Genomic DNA, 13,062 nt, shown 5'->3' on the forward strand with positions numbered 1-13,062 from the left:
TGACTCATCTATAGGCTGATCCGTTATTCTCCCAACACCCCCTCTACCAGCAAGACAATCATCTATTCAGCTGTCAGAATTGTTAACAACTTATTAGCCATTTTCGGTGAGACGAGCATATAAATTGATGAAGCCGTGTTAGCTGCGACACGGGTTAGAATTCCAAAGTTATCGTTATTGCTTTTTTCCAAAATAAAAAACAAAAACACCTTGAAAATTCTGAATATTTAGTGTAAAATGGTCAGCACATTATCTAAAGGAGTATGTATGAAAAAAATTCTATTGGCCTGCCTAACAGCTCTGTTTTTGGTCTTTAACACCAGCTCAACAACTGTTTTGGCAGAAGAAGATGTCCTACGAGTCGGCATGGAAGCAGCTTACGCTCCCTTTAACTGGACCCAAAGCGATGACAGCAACGGTGCAGTCCCAATTGATGGCACCAATCAATATGCCAACGGCTACGATGTCCAAGTCGCTAAGAAAATTGCTGACAAGATGGGCAAGAAATTGGTCATCGTCAAAACCTCTTGGTCTGGCTTAATTCCAGCCCTGACATCTGGCAAAATCGACCTCATCATCGCAGGCATGAGTCCCACCGAAGAGCGCAAACTCGAAATCGACTTTTCAGAGAGCTACTACACTTCCGAGCCTGTCCTTGTCGTACGCACGGACAGCGACTATGCAAAAGCGACCAGTCTAGCTGACTTTGCAGGGGCAAGGGTGACCTCCCAGCAAGGGGTCTACCTCTACAACCTTATTTCTCAGATTGAGGGCGTCTCCCAGCAGACTGCCATGGGGGATTTTGGTCAAATGCGCCAAGCTCTCCAGTCTGGGATTATTGACGCCTATGTCTCTGAACGACCAGATGGAATTTCGGCCCAATTGGCCTCTAAAGACTTCACCATGGTCTCTCTCAAGGAAGGATTTGAAGTCAGCGAGTCCGATGTCGCTCTGGCAATTGGTCTGCGAAAAGGCGATAAAAACCGTGAATTGGTCAACCAAGCCTTAGCGGATTTCTCAGCTGAAGAGCAGACCAAGCTCATGGACAGCATGATTCCCCTCCAACCCTTAGAAGAAGCCAGCCAAGAGAAACCTAGCTTCCTTGGTCAAGTCTGGAACATTTTCACAGGCAACTGGAAAGCTCTTCTTAGCGGAACAGGCATGACCCTGCTCATCTCTATCTTAGGCACCATCTTCGGTACAGTGATTGGTCTTGCGATTGGGGTCTTTCGTACCGCACCAAGAGCACTCAACCAGGCAGCCCGCCTTGCCCAGCAAATCGGCAACTGGCTCATCAACATCTATGTCGAAATCTTCCGTGGCACCCCAATGATTGTCCAATCCATGGTCATCTATTATGGTACCGCCCAGGCCTTTGGTCTCAACCTTGACCGAACTCTCGCTGCCATTTTCATTGTCTCTATCAATACAGGAGCCTACATGAGTGAGATTGTTCGCGGTGGCATCCACGCCGTGGACAAGGGGCAATTCGAGGCGGCAACCGCTCTTGGTTTTACTCACAACCAGACCATGAAAAAAATCGTTCTTCCACAAGTCATTCGTAACATTCTGCCATCAACAGGGAACGAATTTGTCATCAACATCAAGGACACCTCCGTCCTCAATGTCATCTCCGTAGTCGAACTCTATTTCTCTGGAAATACCGTCGCTACACAAACTTACCAATACTTCCAAACCTTTGCGGTTATTGCGGTCATCTATTTCATCTTGACCTTTACCGTGACCCGTATCTTACGCGCCATCGAAAAGCGGATGGATATGGATGAATATACCACAGGAGGCAACAACTATTGAAAAAACATGTTATCACACTACTCCTTGTCCTGCTTTTACCTTTATTAACCGTCAAAGGCAGTGCATCTGATGATGAATTTTTGCGCATCGGAACTGATGCTGCATATGCTCCTTTTAGCTGGACCCAATCAGATGCCAGCAACGGTGCTATTCCCATTGAAGGCACCAATCAATACGCTAACGGTTACGACATTCAGGTCGCTAAAGCCATAGCAGAGCAGTTAGGTAAGAAACCCCTTGTGGTCAAAACCAGCTTTACAGGTCTGATTCCTGCTCTTACTTCTGGCAAGGTTGATCTGATTATCGCCGGTATGAGCCCGACTGACGAACGTCGCTTACAAATTGATTTTTCAGAGACCTACTACCGCTCAGCACCTGTCTTAGTTGTTCGATCAGATAGCCCTTACGCTCAAGCTAAGCAGCTCAGCCATTTTGCTGGAGCAGCTATCACCTCCCAACAAGGGACCTACCTTTATGACCTTATCTCACAAATTAAGGGTGCCCACCAAGAAACAGCCATGGGTGATTTTAGCCAGATTCGGCAAGCTCTCCTTTCTGGTGTTATCGATGCTTATGTGACTGACCGCCCTGATGGTATCGCCGCCGAAGTTGCCTCACCCGAATTCAAAATGATTGTCCCCGAAGATGGTTTTGAGGTGAGCGCCTCTGATGTCGACCTAGCAATTGGAATCCAAAAAGGCAATGATACACTCAAAGCAACCGTCAATCAGGTCTTGGCCAATACCCTTAAAGACCAACAAGCACTGATGGATCAAGTTGTCCCTTGGCAACCATTGGTTGAGACCGAAGCCGATAGCCAACCAAATTTTATCCAGCAGATGGGTCAGATTTTAAAGGACAATTGGCAAACCTTTCTTAGTGGTACAGCCATGACCTTGCTCATCGCCATTACAAGCACCGTCATCGGTACTAGCATTGGCTACGGTATCGGTGCTTTCCGTACAGCTCCTAAAGCCAATCACCCCCTACTAGCTATCTTGCAAGGGCTACTGGGACGATTGATTACCATTTATGTTGAGGTCTTTCGAGGAACCCCGATGATTGTTCAATCTATGGTCATCTACTACGGCACTGCCCAAGCTTTTGGGGTAGACTTAAACCGAACATGGGCAGCAATTTTTATCGTAGCTGTCAATACAGGGGCCTACATGAGTGAGACCATCAGAGGAGCCATTCTAGCTATTGACAAGGGACAATTCGAGGCAGCAACTGCGCTTGGCTTTACCCATGGCCAAACCATGACAAAAATTGTGTTACCACAGGTTTTTCGCTATACCTTACCTGCTATCGGTAATGAATTCGTTCTCAATATTAAGGACACCTCTGTCCTCAATGTGATATCAGTGGTGGAGCTCTACTTCTCTGGAAATACGGTCGCCACACAGACCTATCAATACTTCCAGACTTTTACCCTAATCGCTATCATTTACTTTATCTTAACCTACACTGTGACTCGTCTCTTGCGCCGCCTTGAGCAGCGCTTGGATGCTGATGACTACACAGGAGGTATGACCGTATCAATCGGAGGGACACATGACTAAGCCAATTTTAGACATCAAACAACTTGAAAAATCCTATGGACAGAACCAGGTGCTCAAAGGCATTTCACTGACGGTACAGGCTGGGGAGGTCATCTCCATCATCGGCTCGTCGGGTTCTGGAAAATCCACCTTCTTGCGTTCTATCAACCTTTTGGAAGAACCGACAGCTGGGGATATTTTATTCCATGGCAAAAATATTGCAGACACTGACTTTGACCTTCACACCTATCGAGAAAAGGTCGGCATGGTCTTTCAGTCCTTCAACCTCTTTGACAACCTCAATGTCTTAGAGAATGCCATCGTCGCCCAGACCACCGTCCTCAAACGTGACCGAGCAGAAGCCGAGGCCATCGCCAAAGCCAATCTTGAAAAAGTCGGCATGGGCGAGCAGTACTGGCTAGCTAAGCCCAAACAACTCTCAGGTGGGCAAAAACAACGGGTCGCTATCGCCCGTGCCCTCTCTGTTGACCCCGAAGCCATCCTCTTTGATGAGCCAACCTCAGCCCTTGATCCTGAAATGGTCGGCGAAGTACTCAAAACCATGAAAGACTTGGCACATTCTGGCTTGACCATGATCATCGTGACCCACGAGATGGCCTTTGCCAAGGAAGTCTCTGACCGTGTCATCTTCATGGATAAAGGTGTGATTGCGGAAGAAGGCACACCTCAGCAGATCTTTGAGAACCCTCAGGAAGAACGCACAAAAGAGTTCTTACAACGCTTCTTGGGGAGCTAAGAAAATAGATAAAACAACAACATCACCTCGCGTCTGAAACGAGGTGATTTCTTATTGCCAACTTTTTCGTGAACGATTTGATGATATCATCCCTCGTCCGGGTCGTCGTTCAACATGCCAGCAGCATTTACTTGACCAGAATAATCTTGGATTTTTCCAGCAGAATAGAGTATAATGAAAAATAGAGATTTTTAGAAAGGTCGATATCTTGTGAAGTTCTCTCGTTTACAACTCAGCTTAATTACCCTTAATCTTATTGGTGTTATTGCCATCAGCTATCTCCTTGTCACCCGTCAGCAAAGTCTACCAGCACTCTTCAAACAAGCAGTTGTAAATTCCCGTACCTCTGCAGACCTACCCTCTTCCAGCTCGGAAATATCAACTGAACCTATTTCCAGTTCAGAAGGAACAGAAACATCTGCTTCCAGTTCAGAAGCACCAACCGTCTCTGACCCCACTCAACTCATGCCACAACATAACCATAATTACGCTGCCAACGACTATGCTTATGATATCAAAGATATTCAGGCCTATCTCAAGGGAGATAAGCCTTATGATGGTCAACCGCTTGTTTTTATCACGATTGATGACGGCGCAAACCATGACATAACACCACGAGTCTTAGATCTTCTTAAAGAGCATCAGGTACATGCGACCTTTTTCCCAATTGGTTCTGAGGTCACTCCAGATAAGGCAAAACTCTATCGCAGACAAATCAATGAAGGACACGCGATTGGACTCCATAGTTATAGTCACGATTTAGACTTACTCTACCCTGGTCGTGTCCCAAATGTTGATCAAATCGCCTTTGAAGCCAAGCAAGCAGATAAGGCACTTAAGCGTGTCCTGGGCATGAAATTCCAAACGCACGTCTGGCGCTACCCAGGTGGAGCCTTATCTTGGCAAGGGCTTGATGCTGCTCACAGTCGCCTCGCAGATTTAGGTCTGACTTGGCTAGATTGGAACGCCAGTTTAGGGGATGCCGAACCAACTTATCGTCGGCCTCAAACTGTTGATGAGATGATTGCCTTTCACGCTAAATCACTGGAAAAGTACCCACAGTCCCCCCAGCAGTTAAAAGTGGTTCTTCTCCACGATGCCCCAGATAAAACCCTCACCCTAGAAACACTGCCACACATTATCCAATATTACAAGGATAATGGCTATACGTTTGGAGTATTGCACTAATGACTACTATCCCCATCCAGCCTGGTGAACGTATCGACCAGCTGTTCTCTACTGATGTCAAAATCATCCAAAACCGCGACGTCTTCAGCTACTCGGTGGACAGTGTCCTCCTCTCACGCTTCCCAAAACTCCCCAGCCGTGGCCTCATCGTTGACCTCTGCGCTGGTAACGGAGCAGTTGGTCTCTTTGCTAGCTCCCAAACTCAGGCACAGATTATCCTCGTCGAGTTGCAGGAGCGGTTAGCGGAAATGGCTGAGCGCTCCATTCGACTCAACAATTTAACCGACCGAGTCAGCCTGATTAATGACGACTTGAAAAACCTGACGCAACACATCAAACCATCGCAGGTTGATTTGATTGTCTGCAATCCACCCTATTTCAAAGCTACAGAGACCTCCAAAAAAAACCTCAGCGAGCACTACCTGCTTGCCCGTCATGAAATCACCACCAACCTCGATGAGATTTGCAAGGTCAGCCAACAAGCCCTCAAATCCAACGGCAGACTGGCGCTAGTCCATCGACCAGACCGTTTTCTGGAGATTATTGATACCCTCAAGCAGTATAAACTAGCTCCCAAACGTGTTCAATTCATCTACCCCAAAGCAGGCAAGGAAGCCAATATGCTCTTGATTGAGGCCATCAAAGACGGTTCGCTGGAGGGCATGCGGATTTTGCCACCACTGATTGTTCATCAAGACAATGGTGACTATACTGATGAGATTCGAGCAATTTACTATGGACACTAAAGCCTACATGTATGTGTTAGAATGTGCTGACGGTAGCCTCTACACAGGCTACACGACCGACCTTGACCGTCGCCTCAAAGCCCACAACGCAGGCAAAGGCGCCAAATACACTAAAGCACGCCTGCCCGTCAAGCTCATCTATCACGAAAGCTTTGACAGTAAGTCAAAAGCCCAGTCCGCTGAAGCACTCTTTAAGCGCAAAACACGGCAAGCCAAGCTAAAATACTTAGCTCATCAAGAGCAAACTTGGAAACCGTAGCAGAAACTTGCAGGAAAATTTTCCTAGTGATAAAATGGGTATATAAAAAAGAAGGAGACTATTATGACACAGTATAAAAACTACGTCAATGGCGAATGGAAAACATCCGCCAATGAGATTAAAATCTATGCCCCAGCTTCTGGTGAAGAACTTGGTTCAGTACCAGCCATGACACCTGAAGAGGTTGATCATGTTTACGCCTCTGCCCGTGCTGCCTTGCCAGCATGGCGTGCCCTGTCTTACGTTGAACGTGCCGCTTACCTGCACAAAGTCGCTGATATTTTGGTGCGTGATGCTGAAAAAATCGGTCTGGTCCTCGCTAAAGAAGTAGCAAAAGGCTATAAATCAGCAGTATCTGAAGTTGTTCGTACAGCAGATATTATTCGCTATGCCGCAGAAGAGGGTGTTCGCCTGTCAGGTGAAGTGCTTGAAGGCGGTAGCTTTGAAGCAGCCAGCAAGAAAAAAATTGCGGTCGTTCGTCGCGAGCCTGTTGGTCTAGTTTTAGCGATTTCGCCATTTAACTACCCTATCAACTTAGCAGGTTCTAAGATTGCCCCTGCGCTTATCGGAGGAAACGTGGTTGCCTTCAAACCACCAACCCAAGGGTCTATTTCAGGTCTTGTTTTGGCTGAAGCCTTTGTAGAAGCGGGTATCCCAGCTGGTGTCTTCAATACCATCACTGGTAAAGGTTCTGTCATCGGTGACTACATCGTTGAACATCCAGCAGTTAACTTTATCAACTTCACAGGCTCAACACCAGTCGGTGAGCGTATCGGTCGCTTGGCGGGTATGCGCCCAATCATGCTAGAACTTGGCGGTAAAGACTCTGCTATCGTCTTGGAAGATGCGGATCTTGCCTTGGCAGCTAAGAACATCGTTGCTGGTGCCTTTGGTTATTCAGGGCAACGTTGTACAGCGGTGAAACGTGTCCTTGTTATGGAAAGCGTTGCAGATGAGTTGGCTGAATTGGTGCGTGAACAAGTGCTTAAATTGACTATCGGTGATCCGTTAGAAGATGCGGATATCACGCCATTGATTGACACCGCTGCTGCTGATTTTGTTGAAGGTTTGGTTAAGGACGCTGCGGACAAGGGAGCAACAGCCTTGACAGACATCAAACGCGATGGCAATCTCATCTGCCCAATCCTCTTTGATAAGGTGACAACTGATATGCGCTTGGCTTGGGAAGAGCCGTTTGGCCCAGTTCTGCCGTTCTTGCGTGTCAAATCTATCGAAGAAGCAATCGAGATTTCCAACCAGTCTGAGTACGGTTTGCAGGCGTCTATCTTCACACGTAACTACCCACGTGCCTTCTCTATCGCTGAGAAATTAGAAGTCGGAACCGTTCATATCAACAACAAAACGCAACGTGGAACTGATAACTTCCCATTCTTGGGTGCTAAAAAATCAGGTGCAGGGGTTCAAGGGGTGAAATACTCTATCGAAGCCATGACAACTCTCAAATCAGTTGTGTTTGACATTGAATAATAACTTAAAAAGGAAAGGTTTTACCCATAGCGGTAGGAACTTTCCTTTTTCTGTAAAAATACTAATGCCAGCACCTCACCTGTGCTAGCTCTGCTATTTTATGGTAAAATAATGAAAACGGATAAAGGAGACCACGCATGACCTATGAATTGAGCCTAGAGTACGGGAGTTTTCCTGTCAAAGTTGTTGATGCCTTTGCAACGGAGCGCAAAGAAGCCCCTAGCTTTTTACAAGGCAACACTGAACTTCTTGAGAAACTAGAACAAATGAACGCCCTGTTTCACGAACTCTTTTTAACCATCGAGTGCACCTTCCACTATGTGGGGAGCAATTTCCCAGACAAAATCGCAACACTTCGACAAATGTATGATGATATCGCGACTGAACTCACACAAACATACCCTGAACAAGATATTCAGATTGAGTATTTTATCTTATAATAAACAGAGAGTGAGACGGAAATCGGTAATTCGTCAGAATGCGATTTTCCCTCACCTTTTAATTTCCTAAATTTGAGCTGAGACGGGCTCTTCCAGAACCGTTTTCGAGGCTGATAAATGTCTAGTTTATCTTTATAAATTAACGCCATAAGAAAAGCACCCCAAAAAGTTAGATTTTTCCGTCCAACTTTTGGGGTGCAGTTCACTTTTGTCCAGCCTCTATTTTTATTACTTGGTTTTTGTCACTTTTAGAATCTCAACATCATAGCTGCCTGTAGGGGCGAGAATCGTTGCGGTATCGCCTGAACGCTTACCGATAATAGCTTGTGCAAATGGACTCTCATTAGAAATTCTACCCGCCAAAACATCAGCTGCTGCTGAACCAACAATAGAATAAGTTTCTTTTGTCTTACTTCCAATTTCTCTGACAACAACCGTTTTTCCTATAGCTACTTCATCTTTTGCAATAGAATCACTATCAATGATAACTGCAAAACGAATCTGGGTCTCAAGCATAGAGATTTGCCCTTCGACAAAGGCTTGCTCATCTTTTGCTGCATCATATTCACTGTTTTCAGAAAGGTCACCATAAGAACGAGCGATTTTCAAACGCTCAACAACTTCTGGACGACGGACAAGGATCAGTTCCTCTAGTTCTTTTTCTAGCTGTTCTTTTTCAGCTAAGGTCATCGGATATGTTTTTTCAGCCATAACTTTCACTTTCTATATCAACACCAAACTTGACGTGCGAACACATCAAGTTTGTTACTTTTATTACGGTAATTTGCTGTTAACGTATTTTTCAACGTTAGCTTCATGGTCTTCAAAGGTTTCTGCATAGTAAACCTTGCCAGTTGTCACGTCAGCCACAAAATAGAGGTAATCGGTTTGAGCGGGCATGATGGTCGCTTGGATGGCTTTCAAACTCGGGCTATCCACTGCACCTGGCATTAGGCCAACATTAGCATAAATGTTGTATGGGGAGTCAATCGCCGTATCAATGGCTGTATCCTCAGCTAAGGTTGTCTTATCACCTAGCTTATCCATTGCATACAAGATGGCAATATTACTCTGTAACGGCATATCAATGGCCAAACGATTGTAGAAAACACTAGCAATCTTCTGACGATCATCATCTGAAGAGCCTTCTTTTTCAACCAGCGATGCTAGGGTCAGAACCTCATTAACTGTCATACCTTTCTCAGCAATGGTTGCATAATGAGGAGCCAAATTATTATCCATAGCTGCCAGCATCTCATCTAAGAGTCCTTCTAATGTCGTTGTCTCATAATAAGAGTAGGTTGCTGGGAAGAGGTAACCTTCTAATTGGAACTTCACTAATGAGGCATCTGGTAGGCTACCCAGAAGATTTGGATATTTCTCAACCATTCGAGCGATGACCTCTGGATTTTGCACGAGGGCAAGGAAGTCTTCTTCTGAGAATGGTGACTTATCCGTTTTATCATCTGTTGCACCGTTTAGAGCAACAGCTTTAGCAATTTGGGTCAATGTATAGCCTTCTGGAATGACAATTTTTCCAAGTGCTGGTAAAACTGGCTCTGGTGTTCCCCCTTCTTGGAGTAATTTTGAAATATCATCAAGTGACATGCTCTTTTGAAGGTTGTAATAGCCACTCTGGAAGTTTGAATAGTTTTTGAACTTTGTATAGTAATTAAAAATTGTACTACTTTTAATCAAACCATTTTCTTCCAAAATTTGACCAATTTGGCGGTTGCTAGATCCTGATGGAATCTCCACTTGCACGTAATCAGTTGCTGTCTTATCCAATGGTCCTACAGCACTAGACACATAGCGGTAGCCAAAGAAAGCTGTCACCAGGAGCAAGACAACAATCGTTGTTCCCAAAATTAGTGAAATTTTCTTTGCCAGAGAACTATTTTTCTGACGTTTCTGTTGTCTAAAAGCATCATCCGCAACAATGTAGTCCTCGTAGTCGTCATCAACTGGATTATCAGCAAAGAGATCCTGATCAAAAGGAAGGACTTCCGGACGATGGTCAGTTTCTTCTGCAACTGGCTCTAAACCACTCAAACTAGCTTGTTCGATGATGACGGTATCGCCAAAATCATTAAATGTGGTTTCTCGGAGAGATTCCAAATCAATCGGAGCTGTCTCAGAGAAATCTGGAATGGCAGTCTCTGATAGACTATCATCGCGCTCTAACTCACGTCGAATAACTTCGCGTTCAGCTTCAAGAACATCTTCTTCAGGAGATAATTGTTCGATTGGTTCATCAGGTATAGCCTTATCTTGGTCAACTAATGGCTCCGTCTCCAATGTAGCATCTTGCTCACGACGAGCCAACTCAGCCTCCAAAGCTGCTTGCTGTTTGGCGTTCTCTTCAGCTAAAAGAGCCAGACGTTCGGCTTCTAGCCTAGCTTCTTCTGCTTGTCTTGCTGCCAAAGCAGCTTCCTGACGAGCTTTCTCTTCCTGAGCTAATCGTTCTTCACGCTGACGAGACGCTTGGCGCAAGTCCTCTAGAATTTTTTCCTTGAATGTTTTATCGTGAGTGGCATTTGGACGGTCGTCATCATTAAAGATATCTGTCACGGCAGAACCTCCTTGTGTTTATCATCATACTATTATAACTGAATTAACTATAAATTTCAAGTTATCGCTTACTTTATTGGTTATTTCGTGTTAGATTAGACAATAACTGTTCAAAAGATTGCTCGTAGGACTGAATATCACCAGCTCCCATAAAGACATAGACGGCATTTTGATGATCTAACAAAGGTGAAACGTTTTCGACAGTAATGACACTAGCAGGTTTGGTGATCCGATTAGCCAAATCTTCAACCTTGACCTCACCCTTATCCACTTCGCGAGCCGAGCCATAAATCTGAGCCAGATAAACACTATCCGCTTCATTCAATGCTATGGCAAAATCATCTAGGAGTGCGATGGTTCGAGTGAAGGTATGCGGTTGAAAAACAGCAACAATTTCTTTTTCTGGGTATTTCTGGCGTGCAGCATCAAGGGTTGCAATAATCTCTGTCGGGTGATGGGCAAAATCATCAATAATCACTGTGTCATCGATTCTTTTCTCAGTAAAGCGACGTTTGACGCCAGCAAAGGTACGGATATGCTCACGCACCAACTCCATACTAAACCCTGCAATATAGAGATTGCCAATAACCGCAAGAGCGTTTAAAATATTATGGCTGCCATAAGCAGGCATGTGGAAGATACCTAAGTCCTCGCCGCGATAGAGCACTCGGAAGTCTGAGCCTTCTGTTGTCCGCAAAATATCGACAGCTTGGAAATCATCCGCTGGCTCAAAACCGTAATAATAAATCGGTGCGGTTGCTTCTATTTGTCTGAGGTACTTATCACCACCGTAGAGAAACAGTCCCTTGCTGACCTGTTTAGCATAGTCGTTAAACGCGTTAAAGACATCATCAACGCTGGTGAAATAATCAGGATGGTCAAAATCTATATTAGTAATAATCGAATAGGCGGGATAATAAGGCGCAAAATGCCTTTCATACTCATCAGATTCAAACACAAAATAAGAACTTTGCTCAGAACCACGACCTGTTCCATCACCAATCAAATAACTGGTATCTGTGATATGGCGCATCACATGGGCTAGAAGACCCGTCGTTGAGGTTTTGCCATGAGCACCTGCCACACCAAAACTGGTAAACTGAGTCATGAGCTCGCCTAAAAATTCATGGTAACGTTGAAATGGAATGCCCTGTTCCAAGGCATAAGCTACTTCAATATTGTTATCTGGCCTAAAAGCATTTCCTGCAATGAGCGTCACATCGGGCCGGATATTATCTGTCGAAAAGGGCAAAATCTTAACGCCAGCCAATTCAAGGTCACGCTGGGTAAAGTAATACTGATCAACATCACTTCCTTGCACGTCATGCCCCATCTGATGCAACATCAGTGCTAGAGCGCTCATTCCTGAGCCCTTAATCCCAATAAAATGATAGGTTTTTGTCATTTAATTCTCCTCAGTTTTGTCCTTCAAGACGGGACAGGTTTAGTTCTTGGGCCACACGCTGTTCCTTTTGACGTTGAATGGCATCCTGATTGTAGATTTGACTCCGTTTCAAGAAGTCATAATTGTTCTTTTTAGGTTCTTTTGCTGAAGCATTAACAGGTTCTTGGTAGAGTTGTGGTAACTCTGCTAAGATGTAGGCATCTTGTCTAAGGGCTTTAGCATAGTCGCCCCAGCCCTTTATGGGTTTGTTCGTAGAAACTCGCGCTTGTGAGCGAGAGGACACTGGCTCTTTTGATTTTGGAATAATGGGCGTTTCACGTGTCAGCAGGGCTTGTCGCTTTTTCTTAAGGTCTGCTCGTGCTTCTTGACGCCCTTTTTCTGCCGGCTCAAAAACCGGCTGAGTAGTTGGAGGCGTGTCAGCTACTCCAGCAGGCTCACCAGCAGTTTCCACCTCATCAGCATAAATTTTATCTTGATAATTGCCTTTAATATTTGTAATCAAATCCTCGTTCTCATACAGGGACATCACCCGAGCAAGCTTGATAACAGGCTCGTCATCAGCCACAAGAGGAAATAAGTGCCGTGGTCTAGTCATGCACTGGGCTCCTTTCATAAGCAAGGTCAGAGAGTGGAACAAAAATCGGTAATTCATCAAAATTCGATGAGCCGTTAACCCACCTCCGCACAGCTCAAACAGCCTAAAGATGGCTGTTTGAGATTGTGGATAGAGCGAGCAAGGCTCGCCACAATCGTCAGGGCTGTTCAGCTGATAAAATCAGCGAATTAGCCCACTCAACCACTGCGCCCTGCTTGAAAATTAAAAATCAATTGAAAAGTTAGGACTTTTGTCTC

Annotated in this window: 12 protein-coding genes; 8 read left to right on the plus strand and 4 right to left on the minus strand. The window is 45.2% G+C overall.

The genetic code is table 11. From position 1 onward, the window contains the following. Positions 1-267 precede the first annotated feature (267 nt). The 8 genes from A3GW_RS0107350 to A3GW_RS0107385 all read left to right on the plus strand — a co-directional run bounded on the left by A3GW_RS0107350 (position 268) and on the right by A3GW_RS0107385 (position 8,234). Positions 268-1,815 (plus strand): ABC transporter permease subunit, encoded by a 1,548-nt coding sequence (locus tag A3GW_RS0107350; protein WP_018368643.1) that lies wholly within the window; start codon positions 268-270, stop codon positions 1,813-1,815. Beyond that, the gene (locus A3GW_RS0107355) at positions 1,812-3,377 is read left to right on the plus strand and encodes an ABC transporter substrate-binding protein/permease (protein ID WP_018368644.1); all 1,566 of its coding nucleotides are present in this window, start codon (positions 1,812-1,814) and stop codon (positions 3,375-3,377) included. Before A3GW_RS0107350 ends, A3GW_RS0107355 begins: the two co-directional genes overlap by 4 nt. Then, positions 3,370-4,113 carry an amino acid ABC transporter ATP-binding protein gene (locus A3GW_RS0107360; RefSeq protein ID WP_018368645.1) on the plus strand — a complete coding sequence of 248 codons (744 nt, stop codon included), beginning with the start codon at positions 3,370-3,372 and terminating at the stop codon, positions 4,111-4,113. The genes A3GW_RS0107355 and A3GW_RS0107360 overlap by 8 nt, the downstream gene beginning before the upstream one ends. A gap of 210 nt (positions 4,114-4,323) precedes the next feature. Next, a complete protein-coding gene (locus A3GW_RS0107365; RefSeq protein ID WP_018368646.1) occupies positions 4,324-5,301 on the plus strand; it encodes a polysaccharide deacetylase family protein in 978 nt (325 codons plus the stop codon). Further along, the gene (locus tag A3GW_RS0107370) at positions 5,301-6,047 is read left to right on the plus strand and encodes a tRNA1(Val) (adenine(37)-N6)-methyltransferase (RefSeq protein WP_018368647.1); all 747 of its coding nucleotides are present in this window, start codon (positions 5,301-5,303) and stop codon (positions 6,045-6,047) included. The genes A3GW_RS0107365 and A3GW_RS0107370 overlap by 1 nt, the downstream gene beginning before the upstream one ends. Next, the gene (locus tag A3GW_RS0107375) at positions 6,037-6,306 is read left to right on the plus strand and encodes a GIY-YIG nuclease family protein (protein ID WP_018368648.1); all 270 of its coding nucleotides are present in this window, start codon (positions 6,037-6,039) and stop codon (positions 6,304-6,306) included. The genes A3GW_RS0107370 and A3GW_RS0107375 overlap by 11 nt, the downstream gene beginning before the upstream one ends. 60 nt (positions 6,307-6,366) lie before the next feature. Continuing rightward, a complete protein-coding gene (locus A3GW_RS0107380) occupies positions 6,367-7,794 on the plus strand; it encodes an NADP-dependent glyceraldehyde-3-phosphate dehydrogenase (protein ID WP_026216643.1) in 1,428 nt (475 codons plus the stop codon). A 137-nt stretch (positions 7,795-7,931) separates the two neighbouring features. Continuing rightward, positions 7,932-8,234, plus strand: coding sequence for a hypothetical protein (locus tag A3GW_RS0107385; protein ID WP_018368650.1), 303 nt, complete (start codon positions 7,932-7,934; stop codon positions 8,232-8,234). 228 nt (positions 8,235-8,462) lie between these two features. On the opposite strand, the gene greA is transcribed toward A3GW_RS0107385, so the two are convergent. From greA to A3GW_RS0107405, 4 genes are all read right to left on the minus strand, one after another. Then, entirely contained in the window at positions 8,463-8,945 is a 483-nt protein-coding gene (gene greA / locus A3GW_RS0107390) for a transcription elongation factor GreA (RefSeq protein WP_018368651.1), read from the minus strand. Positions 8,946-9,008: 63 nt separating this feature from the next. After that, the gene (mltG, locus tag A3GW_RS0107395; protein ID WP_018368652.1) at positions 9,009-10,805 is read right to left on the minus strand and encodes an endolytic transglycosylase MltG; all 1,797 of its coding nucleotides are present in this window, start codon (positions 10,803-10,805) and stop codon (positions 9,009-9,011) included. 73 nt (positions 10,806-10,878) lie between these two features. Beyond that, positions 10,879-12,210, minus strand: a complete 1,332-nt coding sequence (gene murC, locus A3GW_RS0107400; protein ID WP_018368653.1) for a UDP-N-acetylmuramate--L-alanine ligase — start codon at positions 12,208-12,210, stop codon at positions 10,879-10,881. A gap of 10 nt (positions 12,211-12,220) precedes the next feature. Further along, positions 12,221-12,805: a divisome accessory protein ZapJ gene (locus A3GW_RS0107405; protein ID WP_018368654.1), complete on the minus strand. Its 585-nt coding sequence runs from the start codon at positions 12,803-12,805 to the stop codon at positions 12,221-12,223. Positions 12,806-13,062: the final 257 nt, after the last annotated feature.

The sequence above is a fragment of the Streptococcus entericus DSM 14446 genome, assembly GCF_000380025.1.
GTDB classification, from domain to species: Bacteria; Bacillota; Bacilli; order Lactobacillales; family Streptococcaceae; genus Streptococcus; species Streptococcus entericus.